Origin of the sequence: Streptomyces sp. Ag109_G2-15, from assembly GCF_900215565.1 — a bacterium.
In the GTDB taxonomy this organism is placed as follows: domain Bacteria; phylum Actinomycetota; class Actinomycetes; order Streptomycetales; family Streptomycetaceae; genus Streptomyces; species Streptomyces diastatochromogenes.
Genome location: NZ_OCNI01000002.1, coordinates 1,424,085 through 1,441,017, shown reverse-complemented (window position 1 = coordinate 1,441,017; position 16,933 = coordinate 1,424,085). Strand labels below are relative to the sequence as shown.

Here is a 16,933-nt window from a genome sequence, read left to right as displayed (position 1 = left end):
GGCAGTACTATGTCACATGTCGCACTTCCTGAGGAGACCCCGCGCCGGCCTCGTCACCTGAGTGCGGCACCTCAAAATGAGAGTGAATACCTCAACATGAGAGTGCAAATGAGAGTGAATACTGCAAAATGATAGTGATGCAGGTCACTCTCAAGAGGTGAGCGCATGCTGTCACGGAGATTAGCGCTGGTCACAGACCCGCGAACGGATGAGACGTTCGCCTCGTGGGTCGATCGGATGGCTCGCGTGAATCGATGTCCTCCGGCTGAGGTCGCCACCCTGATGGGGCTGCGGCTTCGGGGGAAGTATGCGAGTACCCGGCCCCCTGTGTTCGGAGTGCGGTGTGATGAGGCGGTCCGGCAGGCCGTGTACGCAGCGACGGGTGTCCCGGGCAGCGCAGTGGACCGGATGCATCTGTCGGTTTTCGAGGGTGGGCCGCTGAGCGTGGCGGAGGTGCTCTCCGCCACCAAGGCGCATTGGCCGTCGGCGGCACGGGAGTGGGTCGAGGTGTACGGCAGCCGGGCCTGTCCGTGCTGTCTACTGGCCTCGGGCGGGGTGTGGCGGCTGTGGTGGAAGCTGTCGTGTGCGGCGGTGTGCCCTGAGCATGAGGTGACGCTGCTCGATCGGTGTCCGGCGTGCGGTTGGGTACTGCGGTGGGGCGGAGCCAGGCCTCGGGCCGTGCCGGCGCGGTGGAACAGGCTTCCAACGTGCTGCGCGAATTCCGGTCACGGGAGGCCGTGTGCACAGTGGCTATCCGCGGTTCGCGTGAGTCAGGCAGACGAACGGACGGTCGACGCACAGCGGCGTTGGCTGGACATCGCGTACCGCCGGGCATATCCCACGCTGGGTGGCACGAAGGTATCGGCACGACAGTGGTTCGAGGCCTTCCGTGCCTGTGTGATCTTCTTGCGGCTCGGGCTGCCCACGATCTTGGGACGCCTACCGGACGTGCCGGGCTGGTGTACCAGGGCTCTTCTGGACGAACGCGTGGAGCGAGACGTGTATCGGGGCCGATTCGGCTGGGGCCCTGCTTCGGCCGCAGCTGCGGCAGCGTTCCTCACGGTGGTTACCCCTCTATTGGCAGCGGCCGACAGGCAGGAGTTGACTCGAGGGTTAGCGCCGCTGGTGCGTACGGCGGTTGAAGAAGGCTGCTTGACGCCTCGTCCGTTGATGCGGCTCCCGATGCCGGGGGTTTTCGCGAGGGCAGTGGCAGCGCAGGTGCCGCTGGGGCTCTTCGACCAGAAGTCCGCGGAGAGGAGGTACTCGCGGTGAGCCGTGATGCGCAGGTACCGGAGTCATCTGTTCGAGACGTCGACGTGGTGCGGGTACGGTACGTCGATTCTGAAGGAGTTCAGCATCTGGTGCCGTTGGAGGAGGCTGCTGACCTGCCGTTCGAGAACGGCAGGATGGTGCGGGAGATTCCCAGCCACCGGGGCCAAGGGCACATGCCGGGCCAGTACTGGGTGGCGAAGTGGGGGGACTTCGCTGACTACGAAAGCGTGCTGGAGTCGAAGTGGCTCATGCTGCTGGACTTCGACTCGGAAGTGACCGCATTCGTGACTCAGCCCTTGGAGTTCGATGCGATCGACGCCCGTGGGGCCTGGCAGCACACGCCGGACGTCTTCGTACGCCACCGCGACGGCAGCGCACTGCTGCTGGACGTGAAGAACTCCGAACTGCGTGACGATCCGAAGGTGCTGTTGCAGGAGGAGCGCACCCGATATACGTGCGAGCGGCTGGGCTGGGACTACGCCATGGTTTCGGAGCCGAGTGGGCAGCGCTGGGTGAACGTCGATCTGCTGTCCAGCGCTCGGCGCCCGCTGCACCTGGGTGCGGATCTGGTTCCCCGCCTGCTCGAACTGGCCCGTGATCCAGTAGAGATTGGGGAGCTCGTCCGGTTCATGGAGTATCCGGACCTGGCACGCGGGGTGCTGTATCACCTGATGTGGCTGTGACCGGTGTTGATCAGAGTCTCGGATACTCGCTCTCAGCCAGACATTTGGGGGTAATCCTCTGGGCGCCACCACGGATCGCCGATCGCGCGGCACTCGTGCAGGTGGCGAGCGGGCTCGGCCGGATCGCGGAGTCCAGAAGCCGGCTGCTCGTTCATGCCAGCGCTTCGTCGCTGTGGCTGTGGCTGACGCCCGGAATCCCAGTTTCGGCCGAGGCACTCGAGACCGCTCTAGCCCCGCACCGCGACGTCAGGCTTGCGATCGGTTCATTGGACGAGGGAGTGGACGGGTTCCGACGCACCCACGACCGCGCGGTGGAGACCCAACGGCTGGTGCAGAGCAACAACGCGCACCGGCTCGCCTTCTATGACGACGTCGCCGCCGTCATATTGCTGGCCCGAGATGAAGCCCGGCTACGCGAATTCATCTACGCGACTCTCGGCCCGTTGGCCTCAGGCCCACAGGACCTACGTGACACGCTGCGAATGTTTATCCACCAGCGGTACAACGCATCCCGGACAGCAGAGCTGCTGTTCACCCACCGAAACACCATCCTGCAACGCATTCGCCGCGCCGAAGACCGCCTGCCCGTCACTCTGGACCGGCACGGCACCAATGTCGGCATCGCCCTGGACGCGATGCACTGGCTGAACCTCCAGGACGAGTAGGTGCAGCCCATCATCGGGGCTGGGGATGCCACACTGTCCAGCGGTACGCCCGCGCCGCCCGCTGCAGGAGATGGTCAAAGGGCACAAGCGCCAACGCCCCAGCAGACCCCGGGCTTCGTCGACGCGGAAGCCGGCACGTTGGCCGACGACCTCGCCCGGCGTACCGAAGGGAATCCCGGGCGGAACGGCGCGCTCGTGCCGTTGGCCCGTCCATCCCTTCGCCGTCCGCTCGCAGTTCAGCGGGCCAGGCCAGAGGTGGGGCTTCGGCCTGGCCGCAAGTACTGCGCAGTGTCGGCCGCAAGACAGGAAGAGCGCCATCCGCGATGCTGGACATCGAGGAGCGGCTTTGCTTCATGCTCACGGCCTGCGGCGATCTCCCGATCGAGGCTCCCGTTCGAGGCGCACAGCTCAAGATCACGCTGTGCGTTGGTCCTAGGTCTGGAGCGTGCTCGACGGATCCGTCGAGCACGCTTGCTGTGGTCGGTGCGGGCGTTACGGGCGGCCGAGGCCCTGATAGACGGCTTCTGCAATGCGGTGGAACCGCTCGTCGCCGCCGGTGTTGATGCTGCCGTTATTGCCGCCCAGCTTCATGTGGTTCATGGTGAACGCCACGGTCAGGCGGTTGTCGCAGTCCGCGATGACCATGTGGCCCCCAGCGCCGCCCCAGTAGCAGGTACGAGGCCCGGCCATGGGCAGATCGTCGTTGCCCAGCCCCCAGCCCATACCGAACTTCACGTGCTTTCCCAGGATCAGGTCGGCGCCGTCCGACTGCTGATCGAAGAGGGTCTGGACGCCCTTCTCGGACAGCACTCGCACACCGCGTGCCTCGCCGCCGCAGGCGATCACCGAGTGCACGGCGGCCACCGAGCGCGCATTGCCCTGGCCGTTGGCGGCAGGAATCTCCGCAGCCCGCCAGGCGCGCGTGGCCGCGAACGGCTCCGGGTCGGCCAGCACGTTGGGGCGCCCGAACACCTTGGCACCCGTTTCCTCCAGCTCGGGCGGGAGGGGGAGGCCGTCGATGTTGAAGACATTCGAGACACGATCGTCGGCCTCGGCGGGCAGGCCGATGTGGAAGTCGGCGGCCAGCGGGGTGGCCACCTGCTCGGCGAAGAACTGACCCACGCTCTGCCCGGTGATCCGGCGAACCACCTCACCGACGAGATAGCCCTGGGTCACGGCGTGGTAGCCGGAGGCGGTGCCCGATTGCCACCAGGGCTTCTGCGCGGCGAGCAGGTCGGTGCACCTGTCCCAGTCATACAGCTCGTCGGGAGCCGCCAGCGGCACGTCCCAGCCCGCCAGCCCGGCGGTGTGGGACAGCAGATGCCTGACCTCGACCGCGTCCTTTCCCTCGGCGGCGAACTCCGGCCAGTACCGCGCCACGGGTGCGTACAGGTCCAGCTCCCCGCGGTCGGCAAGCACAAGCGCGCAGAGATTGGTCATGGTCTTGGTGACCGACCAGACGTTGACCAGGGTGTCGCGGGTCCAGGGCCGGGTCTGCGCACGGTCGGCGTAGCCGCCCCACAAATCGACCACCGGCTCGCCGTCCAGGAACACCGCCGCCGATGCCCCGCCCTGGCTCTGGTCCAGGGCCTGTTCGAAGGCTTTCCTTACTGCGGCGAACCGGTCGTCGCACTGACCCGAGATCTCTGTCATCCTCAGCTTTTCCCTTCGTGTTTTGAATGTCTCAGCAGCGCTGAGCCCAGAAGAACGAAACGACTAATGCGGACTAAAAGGGCTGAACGGGCCCCGCGCCGTGCGGGCGCGGTCGCCTTGGCGGCTGAGCCGCTGGAGCGGAACGGGTTTTGAAGCGCACCCGGCCCGTGTGAACGATCGGATCGAGAGGCTGTCGCGTGCGTCGTCCGCGACCCGCGCGGCGTGGCCCGCCATCACGTCCACAGCCAGGACTGCTGAGCTGAGCGGAGGTGCTATTGCTCACTGCTCGGTGGTCAGGCCGAGAATGATGCCGCGGACGACGGCTTCGCGGACGGCTTCGGGGTCGTCGTGGAGTGGTGACTGAGTGATCGCGCCGACGTGCGCGGTGATGACGGCCCGGGTGAAATCCTCTACGGAGTCCAGCGGTCGACGGCCGGTGAGCTCCAGGACATGCAACAGCAGCGGCTGGAGATGCCGACGGAGCTGCTCGGCATGCTCGCGCAGTGCGGCCGCGACCTTTGGCCGGTGCTGGGCCTGCCCCGCGAAACTGGTGCGGATCGCCACCCACTGCGGATCCATCGGCAGCGCCCGCAATATCGTGGCCACGACGGACTCCAGGGAACAGCGAGCCTGCTCAGAAAACGGCGCGTCGGCGGTCAGCGCCTCCAGCCGCTGCTGAGCCTCGGCGTTGCGCTGTTCGTACAGGGCAAAGAAGACGTCGTCGACGGTCTTGAAGTTGGAGTAGAACGCGCCGCGGGTGAACCCGGCGCGCTCACAGATCGCCCCGATGCTGACGTTGGTGGTGCCATGTTCGGCGAACAGGTCGGCGGCCGCGGCGATCAGCTGCGCGCGGGTCGCCTTGCGCTGGCGGGGTGGACGTGCGGGCGCGGGGGTGGTCGGGTGGTTCATCGGGCCATCCTCTCCGTCGGCAGCTGCGAGGCTGCCTCCTGACTGAGAGGCGAGCCGCTGTGCAGGTAGTCGCGCACGGAGCCGACCGGGCTGCTACCTCGGACTCGCGCACTGCTCCACTCTCCTGCGATACAAAACGTATTGAGTACAGTTTGCATCGAGTTCGCGTGCCGGGCAACCAGCCGGACCGAACGTGCACCAAGGAGTCCCGTGATGACCCACTCTTCTCGTCAGCTCACCGCTCCAGCTGGAACAGCGCAACATCGAACCGGCTCAGGCTCTGGAGGAGCGGCAGGCAGAACTCGATGCCGCCCGGGCCGCGAACCGCGACCTCACTCGCGCCCTGAACCAGCGTGGCTGATGCACCTGGGCCGACGTAGGGCTGTCCGGCCTGACCGCCGCGCCGGGCTGTCCGTACGGCCGTACAACACGGTTGCCTGGCCGCCCCTGCTGGAAGGCAATGGTTATGAGGCAGTTCCGGTGTCTCCGGTTCATGTGTGGGTCGTCAGGCCGGTGAGGACCAGGGTGAGCCAGCGGGTGCGGGCGGCGGAGGGCTGGTTGGTGGGGGCCGTGCTGAAGAGCAGGTAGATGTCGTCGACGGTGACGTCCTGGTGGATGTCTCCGTCGGCCTGGCCCGCCTGGATCAGCGCGGCCAGTGCAGCGCCTGCGCGGGCTTCGGCATCCCGGTCGACGGGGTCGGCGCCGAGGGCGCGGGCGGCGGCCTTGACGGCGTGGTTGATGGCGATCGCCTCCGTGACGACGGCTCCATGGCCGCCGGCATCGACCACATCGTCGCCGAGGCCGGCCGCATCGACGTGCTGGTCAACAACGCCGGCTACGGCTCCTACGGCGCCATCGAGGACGTCACCATGGACGAGGCCCGCCGCCAGTTCGAGGTTAACGTCTTCGGCGCCATGCGCCTGGCCCAGCTGGCCCTGCCGCACATGCGCGCCCAGCACTCCGGCACGATCGTCAATATCACGTCCGTGGGCGGCAAGATCTACGTCCCGCTCGGCGGCTGGTACCACGGCACCAAGTTCGCTCTCGAAGCCCTCAGCGACTGCCTGCGCCTGGAGGCCAAGCCCTTCGGCATCGACGTCGTCGTCATCGAGCCCGGCGCCATCGCCACCGAGTGGAGCGGCATCGCCGCCGACCAGCTGGAGAATTCCTCCGCCGCCGGTGCCTACGCCAAGCAGGCCGACGCCGTGGCCTCCTTGATGCGCTCCGAAGCCCACGCCAAGCGCAACTCCCCGCCCCAGGTGATCGCCGACGCGATCGGCAAGGCCGTCACCGCCCGCCGTCCCAAGACCCGCTATGCCACCGGCTTCGGCGCCCGCCCGCTCATCGCCCTGCGGCGCCTCGTGTCCGACCGCGCCTTCGACACCGTCATCTCCCGCGCCTCCGGCCTGCCCTCCTGACCCTCAACGGGCCCAGCTTCGTCAACAGCCCTGCGCCGCGCTCTCCATGGCGCGGGACGAACCGGACCTCATGTCTTCACCGCAGGCCGTACCGTGCCTTCACCGGTTTCCCCGGCGGCGCCCGTCGTCCTGCCGCAGCACCATCGGCCCTCATCTGCACCGCGGCCCGCCTGTCCCCGGCCGCGTGCTGAATCGCTGGCCCCCTGCCCCTGGCCCTGCCTGCGACGCCAAACACCTCCCGTCCCGCAGACACAGAACTGGTCGAGGCAGCCGTCCGGGCCCCGCAGGCGCCTCCTACCCCTAGCAGCCCGCCCCCTTCCTGCTACGCACACCACCTCAGACCGGGGCCGCTCATGAGCAGGAGCGGTCCCGCCGCGCCGGATCCGTGGGGACGGGACCGGCGCGCCGCCCGGGCCCGGCGGCAGGATCCTCCCCCCGGTCCGCCGCCAGGCCCGGGCCCCTCCTTCTTCCTTCGCTCTCCGTCACGAAGTCCCGAGGTGAGTACCCCCATGTCCGAAACAGCTCGCAAAGCCTCCGCCGCCCCGAGCGGTGAAGCCAACCGCTGGAGGGCGCTCGTCTTCATCGCGCTCGCCCAGCTCATGGTGGTGCTCGACGCAACCATCGTGAACATCGCCCTGCCCTATGCCCAGGCAGACCTGGGCATCTCCGACGGCAACCGGCTGGGGGTCCCCACGCCCTTAAGAACTCCTAACAGAATGCGACAACTCGCCTTGGAATGTTGGTGTCTGATGGGTTGTTAGCCTGCGTATGAGAAAGGGTGAGCAGCCGCCGTGGATCGTGCCGGATGGGCTGTGGGCGCGCATCGAGCCGTTGCTGCCGGTTGTGCCGCGCCGAACGGATCACCCTGGCCGTAAGCGTCTGGACGACCGGAAGGTGCTGTCAGGCATCCTGTTCGTGCTGTACACCGGCATTCCGTGGGAGTTCCTGCCTCAGGAGCTGGGCTTCGGCTCCGGCATGACCTGCTGGCGGCGTCTGCGTGACTGGAACGACGCGGGAGTCTGGCAGCATCTGCACGAGTCACTCCTGGCCGAGCTGAACGCCGCCGGCGCGCTGAACTGGTCGAGGGCGGTGATCGACGGCTCGCACGTCAGGGCGCTTAAAGGCGGCCCAAAACAGGACCGAGCCCGGTCGACCGTGCCCGAACAGGCTCCAAGCACGATCTGATCACCGACGGGCACGGCATCCCGCTGGCGGTATCGCTGGCCGGCGGAAACCGCAACGACGTCACCCAGCTCATCCCCCTGCTCCAGGCCGTCCCGCCCGTACGCGGCCTGCGCGAACGGCCCCGACAGCGACCGGTCGCGCTCTACGCCGACCGCGGCTACGACCACGACAAGTACCGCAAGCAGGCGCGGGCCCTGGGGGGCACCCCGGTCATCGCGCGGCGCGGAGTCGAGCACGGTTCCGGACTGGGCGTGCACCGCTGGGTGGTCGAGCAGAGTTTTGCACTGCTGCACTGGTTCCGCAGACTGCGCATCCGCTGGGAGATCCGCGACGACATCCACGAAGCCTTCCTCAGCCTGCCCTGCAGCATCATCTGCTGGCGCCGACTGGTCAACCTGTCACTTTGTTAGGAGTTCTCAGGCAGGGCTGCGAGCGTTCGACGTGCCCAACGAACCATTCGTCGACGCAGCCCGGGCGCTCATCAGCGGCGAGCGGTTTCCGCCCCTCATCCTCGTCGGCGAGAGGCAGGACAACCTGGTCTGCCTTGAGGGCCATCTGCGTCTGACCGCCTACGCCCTCGTCGGCTTCCCGACCGGCATCGAGTGCCTGATCGGCACCTCGCCGACCATGGGACGCTGGGCGCAATAGACCAGTCACCTCGGGCTACGTGGGCTGATGGTGCGGCGTGGCGGAGTTGCTCGGGCGAGCGCTGTTCTCTTCCCGCGCTGCTCAGTAGACCCTCTCGAGCAGCGCCTACTGCTGAAGTTTCCTCGACTGCAACCGACGGACTCGAACAGGCCCGCCGGCGCGCGTCGACGCCGGCCAACTCGGCAGACCCGAAGGGCCGGTCTGAATGTCAGGGCGCACCAAAGAGCAGATGTCCTGCCCGGCGCAAGACGATCCCACGGCCGCGACGAGGTCGAGCACAGTGAGCCGCGCGTACGTCGCTCCCCCACGTCGCCGTCCATCGCTCGTACTGCCGGGTCGCGTTGGGCCATGCCGGGGCTGACCGGAGGACCGGCGCCCTCCCGGCACTGCAACCGATCCGGGACCACTGACGCCTGACGGTTAAACATACCATGTCTATCGAGGGATAGATCAGCAGAATCTCGCACAAAAAGGAACAAAAGCTCAGTTGGCGAGCTGCTTTCATCCCTGCACGACCGTTGACATGGGCAGGGTGAGTGCCGCAATTTCATGCGTGACATCCGGCACCACGCGGCTCAGGGGTCTGCAAGAAGTCCCGGAGCCGAAACGGTCACGCGGCGGTGCTGCCGTACGGGAACGGAGTGAGGACATGTCGTCAGGAACCTGCTCTGCCACGAGATCCCTGGAGTCCGCACAGACCGTTGCCGTTCGCAGCCGGTGACGCGCTCCATCCACCCGCTTGCGCCGCGGACTTCGTCGCCCGTAGGCCGTGGCGCCGAGTCAGTCACCTGCCGACCGTGTCCGGTCCGGGTTGCGTCGCGCACGTCGTGCTCCCGCCACCGGAAGTGCCCGCCACTGACCACCGGCCCTGGTCTCCCACCACAGCTCTGACGGAGGTACCACCATGATCAACAGACGCCAGTTCCTGGCGAGTGCCACGGGTGTCGCGGCGACTGCGGTCGCAGGCAACGTCCTCGCCGCCGGCACCGCCCGGGCCGCGACCACGTACACCCCCACGTGGGCCTCGGTCGACCAGCACACCGCGGCTCCCGAGTGGTTCAAGGACGCCAAGTTCGGCATCTACTACCACTGGGGTGTGTTCAGCGTTCCGGCCTACGGGAACGAGTGGTATCCGCGCCGCATGTACATCAGCGGCGATGCGTGCAACCAGCACCACATCGCCACGTTCGGTGACCCGTCGGCGTGGCCATACCACACCTTCATCAACGGCGCGAAGGACCTGAACGGCAACTTCAACAAGTTCGCCCCGAAACTGAAGTCCGCGGGCGGGAACTTCGACCCGGACGAGTGGGCGCAGCTCTTCGTCGACGCCGGTGCCCGGTTCGCCGGCCCCGTCGCCGAACACCACGACGGATTCTCCATGTGGAACAGCTCGGTCAACGAGTGGAACTCGGCCGCCAAGGGCCCCCAGCTCAACCTGCTCCAGTTGTTCACCGACTCCATCCGCGCCAAGGGGCTGAAGCTCCTGGTGGCCATGCACCACGCGTTCAACTTCAACGGCTACTACGACCACGTGCCCGCGCAGTCCGACCCGAGCCTGCAGAAGCTGTACGGGCAGTTGGGCACCACGGCCGAGAACCAGCTGTGGTACGACAAGCTCAAAGAGGTCATCAACCTCGCCAAGCCCGACATCATCTGGCAGGACTTCGACCTCAACAAGGTCGACCAGACGCAACTCCTGAACTTCCTGTCGTACTACTACAACCAGGCCCAGGCGTGGGGCCGCGAAGTCGTCGCCACCTACAAGGACGGCCTGAACGGACACGGCGAGGTCTTCGACTACGAGCGCGGCGGCCCCGGAGACATCACCGCCCCCTACTGGCTCACCGACGACAGCATCTCCAGCTCCAGCTGGTGCTACACGAACGGCATCGGCTACTACAGCACCCAGCAGATGCTGCACTCACTGATCGACCGGGTCAGCAAGAACGGCAACATGCTGCTCAACATCGCCCCGATGGCGGACGGCACCATCCCCCAGGCCCAGAAGGACATCCTCCTCGGCATCGGCGACTACCTGCGCCGCTTCGGCGAGTCGGTCTACTCGACCCGGGCCTGGACCACGTACGGCGAAGGCCCCACACATATGGGCGGCGGCGCCTTCACCGCCCCGCAGGTCGGAACGGCACAGGACATCCGCTTCACCCGGAACAAGAACAACACCGTCCTGTACGCCACGGTCCTCGGCTGGCCGGGAAGCACACTGACCATATCGACGCTCAACTCGGCCCGGATCAACGTCAGTTCCCTGACCTCGGCGAAGCTGCTGAACTCCACCGCCGGCACCTACACGGACCTGCCCACGCCGACGCAGGACTCGACCGGGCTGCACGTGACCCTGCCGTCGTCGGCGCCGTTCTCCGCCCTGGCCTACGTCGTGAAGCTGACCTTCTCCGGCCAGATCCCCGTCGTGCAGCCGCTGTCCGGGGCCGTGGTCTACCAGGACGTCAACTACTCGGGCGGCTCCTCCCTGCTCCAGCTCGGCTCCTACACTGCCGACCAGTTGTCGCTCGCCGGCCTGCCCAGCCGCAGCCTGTCCTCGCTGAAGCCGGCTCCCGGCTACCAGATCATCGGCTACTCCGGTGACAACTTCACCGGCACCGCCTGGACCTTCACCGCCGACAACGCCGACCTGCGCGTCACCGGCAACAACGACGCCGTCGTATCGATGAAGGTGCAGCTCAACCCCTCGGCATGGTTCAGGATCACCAACGTCACCGACGGGCTGGTGCTGGACAGCGGCGGGAACGTCCCCAGCGGCTCCAACCTCAAGCAGTGGACCTGGAACGGCAGCACCAACCTCCAGTGGCAGGCCGTCGAGCTCGGCAACGGCTACTACAAGCTGGTCAACCGCGCCAACAGCATGGTCGCCGACGGCGGGGGCGCCACCACGAACGGCTCCCCCGCCCTGGAGGCGACCTGGACCGGTGGCAACAGCCAGCAGTGGCAGCTCAAGTACCAGGGCGGCAACAGGTACTGGATCGTCAACCGCGCCACCGGCCTCGTCCTCGACGGCGGCGGCGACGTGCCCTCGGGCTCCGTGACCAAGCAGTGGTCCGGGAACAGCAGCACCAACGTGCAGTGGACCCTCACCAAGGCCTGAGCAGGCAGAGGGGCGGGCGCCGGGGCAGCCGCTCCGGCCCCCGCCGACGCGCGTCGGAAGTCCCGGGAGCAAGGTCGTCCCGCAGGTGTGACCTGCCTCGGAGCATGATTGGCTGGCCCTGGGCAGTGCAACAACACACCGGAGGGCACGCAGGCATGAGCAACGGCCACACCTACGAGGTCGTCAGTTTCAGGGAGTCGCTGATCGGTGACGCACTGGACAGCGACAAACTGGAGAAGGTTCTCAACAAGCATGCCGAGGACGGCTGGGGCCTGAGAACTCCTAACAAAGTGACAGGTTGACCAGTCGGCGCCAGCAGATGATGCTGCAGGGCAGGCTGAGGAAGGCTTCGTGGATGTCGTCGCGGATCTCCCAGCGGATGCGCAGTCTGCGGAACCAGTGCAGCAGTGCAAAACTCTGCTCGACCACCCAGCGGTGCACGCCCAGTCCGGAACCGTGCTCGACTCCGCGCCGCGCGATGACCGGGGTGCCCCCCAGGGCCCGCGCCTGCTTGCGGTACTTGTCGTGGTCGTAGCCGCGGTCGGCGTAGAGCGCGACCGGTCGCTGTCGGGGCCGTTCGCGCAGGCCGCGTACGGGCGGGACGGCCTGGAGCAGGGGGATGAGCTGGGTGACGTCGTTGCGGTTTCCGCCGGCCAGCGATACCGCCAGCGGGATGCCGTGCCCGTCGGTGATCAGATCGTGCTTGGAGCCTGTTCGGGCACGGTCGACCGGGCTCGGTCCTGTTTTGGGCCGCCTTTAAGCGCCCTGACGTGCGAGCCGTCGATCACCGCCCGGACTCGTTCGCCCGGGGCACGTCCGACCTGATCAGCCCCCGGTCGCGGAGATCGTCCCAGAGACCTTCGGGGATGTGCTGACGGTGGAGTTCCACGTTCCGTGCGACCTGCTGCGCGGTGCGCATGCCGAGGGTGACGTTGATGACGCTGGGATGGCTGTACGGGAACGCGACCGCTGCCGCGGGCAATGTCGTACCGTGCTTCGCGCAGACCTCGGCGATCGCCCTGGCGCGGGTCACCAGGGCCGAAGGAGCCTCTTGGTAGTCGTACTTCATGCCCTCGGCGGGCCGGTCGCGGGAAAGCAGTCCCGAGTTGAACACGCCGACGGCCACCACGCTCTTGCCGAGTTCCCGTGCGGCGGGAAGGACGTCGTCCAGTGCCGACTGGTCGAGGAGGGTGTAGCGACCGGCCAGCATGACCACGTCGGCAGCGGTCTCGCGCAGGAAGCGGGCGAGCATGGCCGACTGGTTCATGCCGGCGCCGATCGCGCCGATCACCCCCTGGTCGCGCAGTTCCGCCAGAGCCGGCATGGCCTTCTCGGCGGCCTGCCTCCAGTGGGCGTCGGGATCGTGCAGGTAGACGACGTCCAGGCGTTCCAGTCCCGTTCGTTCCAGCGTGTCCTCGATGGACCGCAGGACCCCGTCCCGGCTGAAGTCCCACTGTCGGCGCAGGTCATCGCGTACGACGAAGCCCTCGTCGTCGGTGCCACGCGGGTGCTCGTTGGGGACGAGCAGACGGCCGACCTTGGAGGAGATGACGTAGGTGTCACGCGACCGGTCCCGCAGTGCGGCGCCCAGGCGCCGCTCGGAGAGGCCGAGGCCGTAGTGCGGTGCGGTGTCGAAGTAGCGGATGCCCGCGTCCCACGCCGCCTCGATCGCGGCCTGCGCGTCCTGCGCCGGGGTGGCCTTGTAGAGGTTGCCGATGACGGAGGCCCCGAAGCCGAGCTCGGTGAGCTCGACAGGGGTGCTCCCGATCTTCCGGCGCCCCATGCTCCTGTGTGTCAACTGTTCTCCTTGGATGACGCGGACGGTGTGAGTGCCCACGGGCCTGTCACCTTCTGACGGCGGCCGAGCCGCCTGCCATCAGCGCCTCCACCTCGGCGAGCGAGGCCATGGACACGTCGCCGGGGGTGGTCATGGTGAGGGCCCCGTGCGCGGTCCCGTAGGCGAGGGCGCGGCTCAGCGCGGCGACGTCGAGGTGCGCCAAGGGTGTGGCAGCGGCCGCCGGTCCGTCCTCTTCCCCGCAGGCGGTCAGCAGTCCGTAGATCAGGCCGGCTGCGAAGCCGTCACCCGAGCCGATGCGGTCGAGGACGTGCAAGCCGGACATCTGCGGGCCACGGACGAATCCGGTACGGGCCGACCAGGCGGCGGAGGACCAGTCGTTGACCCCGGCGGAGGGCACGTGACGCAGCGTTGTAGCGAGGACCTCGGCCTGAGGCAGGAGCCCGGCCACTTCGACGAGGGCGTCTTGCACCTCGTCCGCCCCGATGCGTACCGCACCCGGGTACGGCCCGGCCAGGCCCAAGGCGCCCACGACGACATCGGCGTGGCGGGTGAGCTGTACGTCGACCTCGCGGGCCCGGTCGGCGCCGCCGCGGCCGGCCCAGAGGCTGGGGCGGTAGTTGGGGTCGTAGGAGACGGTGACGCCGTGGCGGCGGGCGGACGCCATGGCTTCGTCGGCGACGTCCACGGTGGTGTCGGACAGGCCGGCGAAGATGCCGCCGGTGTGGAACCACCGCACTCCGGCCGAGAAGATGGCGTCCCAGTCGATGTCCCCCTTGCGCAGCTGAGAGACGGCCGTGTGCGCGCGGTCGCTGACGCCCAGTGCGCCCCGGATGCCGAAGCCCCGCTCGACGAAGTTCAGTCCGATGCGCACCCCGCGGCCGATGCCGTCCGCGGGCACCCAGCGGATCAGTGACGTGTCGACGCCGCCCTGCAGGATCAGGTCCTCGACCAGCCGGCCGACCTCGTTGTCGGCGAGGGCGGTGACGACGGCGGTGCGCAGGCCGAAGCAGCGGCGCAGTCCGCGCACGACGTTGTACTCCCCGCCGCCCTCCCAGACCTGGAGAGTGCGGGCGGTGCGGATCCTGCCCTCGCCCGGATCGAAGCGGAGCATCACCTCACCGAGTGCCACCACGTCGGTCACGTCGCGCTCCCGTGCACGGCCTCGGCGGTCAGCCGGCGGATCTCCCCGTACTCGCCCCGCTCCAGATGGGCAACGGTGCCCATCCAGCTGCCGCCGACGGCGAGGACCGCCGGGTCGGTGAGATAGGCGGGCAGACGACGGGCGTCGATGCCGCCCGTCGGCACGAACCGTACCTGGGGGAAGGGCGCTGCGAGCGCGCGCAGCATCGGGACGCCGCCGAGCGGCTCGGCCGGGAAGAGCTTGACGGTGTCGAGGCCGGCCTTCAGGGCGCACATCAGCTCGGTGGCGGTGGCGATGCCCGGCACGACCGGGACCCCCAGCTCACCGCACTTCGCGACAACCTCCTCGTCGAAGCCGGGCGAAACCACGAAGCGGGCCCCGGCCGCCACGGCCCGCTCGGCCTGCTCGGGCGTGAGGACCGTGCCGGCGCCGACGGCCAGTCCCCCGTGGGAGGCCATGGTCCTGAGGACCTGTTCGGCGTCGGGGGTGCGGAAGGTGACCTCTGCGCACCGGGCACCGCCCGCGGCGAGCGCGTCGGCCAACGGGCCGGCCGTGGCGGCGTCGCGCACAGTCAGCACCGGCATGACACGGGCGCCGTCCAGCACGCAGGCCAGGTCTACGTCACTCATCGGCCGAGCCATCCGCCGTCGACGGGCAGGACTACGCCGTGGACGTAGGCGGCCGCGTCGGAGGCCAGGAACACGGTGGCGCCCGCGAGGTCGTCGGCGCTGCCCCAGCGCGCGGCCGGGATGCGGTCCAGGATCGCCTTGCTGCGCACCGGGTCGTCCTGGAGGGCCTGGGTGTTGTCGGTGGCGATGTAGCCGGGGGCGATGGCGTTGACGTTCACACCGTGCGGGGCCCACTCGTTGGCCAGCGCTTTGGTCAGGCCCGCGATGCCGTGCTTGGCGGCGGTGTAGCCGGGCACGGTGATGCCGCCCTGGAAGCTGAGCAGCGATGCGGTGAAGATGACCTTCCCCTGGCCGCGGGCGACCATCGCCGCGCCGACCGCGCGGGTCAGCGCGAACTGCGCGTTGAGGTTGACCTGGAGCACCAACTCCCAGTCGGCGTCGGTGTGTTCGGCGGCCGGGGCGCGGCGGATCGTGCCCGCGTTGTTGACCAGGACGTCCACCGGGCGTTCGCGCCCGGCGAGGTCCGCGCCCAGGGCCCGTACCGCCTCGGGGTCCGCGAAGTCGGTGCGGATGGCCTCGAATGTGCGGCCTGCGGCGACGACGTCCTTTTCCACCGCGCTGCCGGACTCCTCCAGGGAGGCGCTGACGCCGATGACGTCCGCGCCGGCCCCGGCGAGCGCGCGGGCCATGGCCCGTCCGATGCCTCGCCGGGCTCCGGTGACGACGGCGAGCCGTCCGGTGAGGTCGAAGGCGGTCATACGGCGGCTCCCTGGGCGTCGTCGGTGCAGTCCACGAGGATCTTCATCACGTCGCCGCCACCCTCCAGCGCCTCGAAGGCGGCGGGTGCCTGGGTGAGCGGCACGACCTTGCTGATCAGCCGGTCGGCGGGAATGGTGCCGTCGGCCACCAGTGTCACCGCCTTCTCGAAGTCGGAGCGGTCGTACAACCGGGCTCCGACGAGGGTGAGTTCGCGCCAGAAGAAGCGGTGCAGGTTCACCTCGCGCGGGCGGGAGTGGATCGCGACCAGACACAGCCGGCCGCGCACGCCGAGCACGTCGACCGCGGTGTCCACCCCGCCCGCCGCGCCGGACACCTCGAAGGCGACGTCCGCCCCCGCGTCCCCGGTCCACCGCCGGACCAGCTCGGCCAGGTCCTCGGCGGCAGGATCCCACACGGTCAGCCCCAACTCCTCGGCGAGCAGCCGGCGGTGGGCGCTGAGCTCCACCACCCGGACGTCCGCCCCCGCGGCCTGGGCCACCAGCGCGATCAGGACGCCGACCGGGCCGCCGCCCACCACGACGACCCGCTCGCCCTCGCGCACCCCGGCCCGGCCGACGTCGTGCACCGCGACCGCAGTGGGCTCGACGAGCGCGGCCCGGTCCAGCGGGAGGGAGTCGGGCAGCCGTATCAGGGTGGCGGCGGGTACCGTCCAGCGCTGCTGCATCGCGCCGGGAGAGTCGATGCCGATGAAGTCCAGGTGCTGGCAGATGTGCTGGTGGCCGTTGCGGCAGGCCGGGCAGGTGTCGTCCCAGCGCAGCGGCATCACGGTGACCGCGTCGCCTGGCCGCCAGTCCGTCACGTCCGGCCCGCAGCGGACCACGCGCCCGGCCATCTCGTGCCCCAGGACGGCCGGTGCGCTGACCCGGGCGTCCATGTCGCCGTGGAAGATGTGCAGGTCGGTCCCGCAGATGCCGACGTAGGCGGGGGCCAGTTCCACCTCGCCGGGTCCCGGCGGCGCGCTGTGGGCGGGGGCCGTGTCCAGGGTGCGGGCGCAGAGGTATCGGGCGGCTAGTGTCATGGGGGCAGGG

16 protein-coding genes and 2 pseudogenes are annotated in these 16,933 nt (G+C 68.6%); 9 read left to right on the top strand and 9 right to left on the bottom strand.

Annotated features, from left to right (window positions below; genetic code table 11):
* Window positions 1–165: 165 nt before the first annotated feature.
* The 3 genes from CRP49_RS49485 to CRP49_RS42835 are packed head-to-tail and all read left to right on the top strand — an operon-like array spanning window position 166 to window position 2,620.
* Window positions 166–1,272 (top strand): TniQ family protein, encoded by a 1,107-nt coding sequence (locus CRP49_RS49485; RefSeq protein ID WP_097258735.1) that lies wholly within the window; start codon window positions 166–168, stop codon window positions 1,270–1,272.
* Complete coding sequence (locus CRP49_RS42840; RefSeq protein ID WP_257033829.1) at window positions 1,269–1,955, top strand: TnsA-like heteromeric transposase endonuclease subunit; 687 nt, start codon at window positions 1,269–1,271, stop codon at window positions 1,953–1,955. Before CRP49_RS49485 ends, CRP49_RS42840 begins: the two co-directional genes overlap by 4 nt.
* Window positions 1,952–2,620: a CdaR family transcriptional regulator gene (locus tag CRP49_RS42835; RefSeq protein ID WP_143670107.1), complete on the top strand. Its 669-nt coding sequence runs from the start codon at window positions 1,952–1,954 to the stop codon at window positions 2,618–2,620. The genes CRP49_RS42840 and CRP49_RS42835 overlap by 4 nt, the downstream gene beginning before the upstream one ends.
* A gap of 492 nt (window positions 2,621–3,112) precedes the next feature.
* Here CRP49_RS42835 and CRP49_RS42830 read toward each other — a convergent pair whose 3' ends face one another.
* The 3 genes from CRP49_RS42830 to CRP49_RS47400 all read right to left on the bottom strand — a co-directional run bounded on the left by CRP49_RS42830 (window position 3,113) and on the right by CRP49_RS47400 (window position 5,970).
* A complete protein-coding gene (locus tag CRP49_RS42830; RefSeq protein WP_097258733.1) occupies window positions 3,113–4,273 on the bottom strand; it encodes a serine hydrolase domain-containing protein in 1,161 nt (386 codons plus the stop codon).
* Window positions 4,274–4,552: 279 nt separating this feature from the next.
* Entirely contained in the window at window positions 4,553–5,182 is a 630-nt protein-coding gene (locus CRP49_RS42825) for a TetR/AcrR family transcriptional regulator (protein WP_097258732.1), read from the bottom strand.
* 491 nt (window positions 5,183–5,673) lie between these two features.
* Window positions 5,674–5,970 carry a hypothetical protein gene (locus CRP49_RS47400; protein ID WP_179852035.1) on the bottom strand — a complete coding sequence of 99 codons (297 nt, stop codon included), beginning with the start codon at window positions 5,968–5,970 and terminating at the stop codon, window positions 5,674–5,676.
* On the opposite strand from CRP49_RS47400, the gene CRP49_RS42815 reads away from it, so the two are divergent.
* From CRP49_RS42815 to CRP49_RS42790, 6 genes and pseudogenes are all read left to right on the top strand, one after another.
* The gene (locus CRP49_RS42815; RefSeq protein ID WP_179852034.1) at window positions 5,950–6,600 is read left to right on the top strand and encodes an oxidoreductase; all 651 of its coding nucleotides are present in this window, start codon (window positions 5,950–5,952) and stop codon (window positions 6,598–6,600) included. The two genes, CRP49_RS47400 and CRP49_RS42815, sit on opposite strands and share 21 nt — an antisense overlap.
* A gap of 509 nt (window positions 6,601–7,109) precedes the next feature.
* A pseudogene (locus CRP49_RS42810) lies at window positions 7,110–7,295 on the top strand (MFS transporter); the annotation flags it as partial.
* Window positions 7,296–7,368: 73 nt separating this feature from the next.
* Window positions 7,369–8,195 (top strand): IS5 family transposase gene (locus CRP49_RS42805; RefSeq protein WP_101375162.1). Its coding sequence is split into 2 segments (ribosomal slippage): window positions 7,369–7,729 and window positions 7,729–8,195, totalling 828 coding nucleotides; the frame shifts between segments, so codons are not numbered across the junction.
* 31 nt (window positions 8,196–8,226) lie between these two features.
* The gene (locus CRP49_RS42800; RefSeq protein ID WP_257033828.1) at window positions 8,227–8,433 is read left to right on the top strand and encodes a hypothetical protein; all 207 of its coding nucleotides are present in this window, start codon (window positions 8,227–8,229) and stop codon (window positions 8,431–8,433) included.
* Between the two features lie 904 nt (window positions 8,434–9,337).
* A complete protein-coding gene (locus CRP49_RS42795) occupies window positions 9,338–11,557 on the top strand; it encodes an alpha-L-fucosidase (RefSeq protein ID WP_097258731.1) in 2,220 nt (739 codons plus the stop codon).
* 155 nt (window positions 11,558–11,712) lie between these two features.
* Entirely contained in the window at window positions 11,713–11,859 is a 147-nt protein-coding gene (locus CRP49_RS42790) for a DUF4177 domain-containing protein (RefSeq protein ID WP_107487142.1), read from the top strand.
* On the opposite strand, the pseudogene CRP49_RS42785 reads toward CRP49_RS42790, so the two are convergent.
* The 6 genes and pseudogenes from CRP49_RS42785 to CRP49_RS42760 all read right to left on the bottom strand — a co-directional run.
* Window positions 11,840–12,372, bottom strand: a pseudogene (locus tag CRP49_RS42785) (IS5 family transposase); the annotation flags it as partial. The gene CRP49_RS42790 and the pseudogene CRP49_RS42785 sit on opposite strands and share 20 nt — an antisense overlap.
* Window positions 12,342–13,340, bottom strand: coding sequence for an aldo/keto reductase (locus CRP49_RS42780; protein WP_097258730.1), 999 nt, complete (start codon window positions 13,338–13,340; stop codon window positions 12,342–12,344). The gene CRP49_RS42780 and the pseudogene CRP49_RS42785, both read right to left, overlap by 31 nt.
* A 61-nt stretch (window positions 13,341–13,401) precedes the next feature.
* A complete protein-coding gene (locus tag CRP49_RS42775; RefSeq protein ID WP_079658459.1) occupies window positions 13,402–14,496 on the bottom strand; it encodes a sugar kinase in 1,095 nt (364 codons plus the stop codon).
* Window positions 14,493–15,125 carry a bifunctional 4-hydroxy-2-oxoglutarate aldolase/2-dehydro-3-deoxy-phosphogluconate aldolase gene (gene eda, locus CRP49_RS42770; RefSeq protein WP_097258729.1) on the bottom strand — a complete coding sequence of 211 codons (633 nt, stop codon included), beginning with the start codon at window positions 15,123–15,125 and terminating at the stop codon, window positions 14,493–14,495. Before eda ends, CRP49_RS42775 begins: the two co-directional genes overlap by 4 nt.
* Entirely contained in the window at window positions 15,122–15,883 is a 762-nt protein-coding gene (locus CRP49_RS42765) for an SDR family NAD(P)-dependent oxidoreductase (RefSeq protein ID WP_097258728.1), read from the bottom strand. Before CRP49_RS42765 ends, eda begins: the two co-directional genes overlap by 4 nt.
* Window positions 15,880–16,923 (bottom strand): zinc-binding dehydrogenase, encoded by a 1,044-nt coding sequence (locus CRP49_RS42760; RefSeq protein ID WP_097258727.1) that lies wholly within the window; start codon window positions 16,921–16,923, stop codon window positions 15,880–15,882. Before CRP49_RS42760 ends, CRP49_RS42765 begins: the two co-directional genes overlap by 4 nt.
* Window positions 16,924–16,933 lie beyond the last annotated feature (10 nt).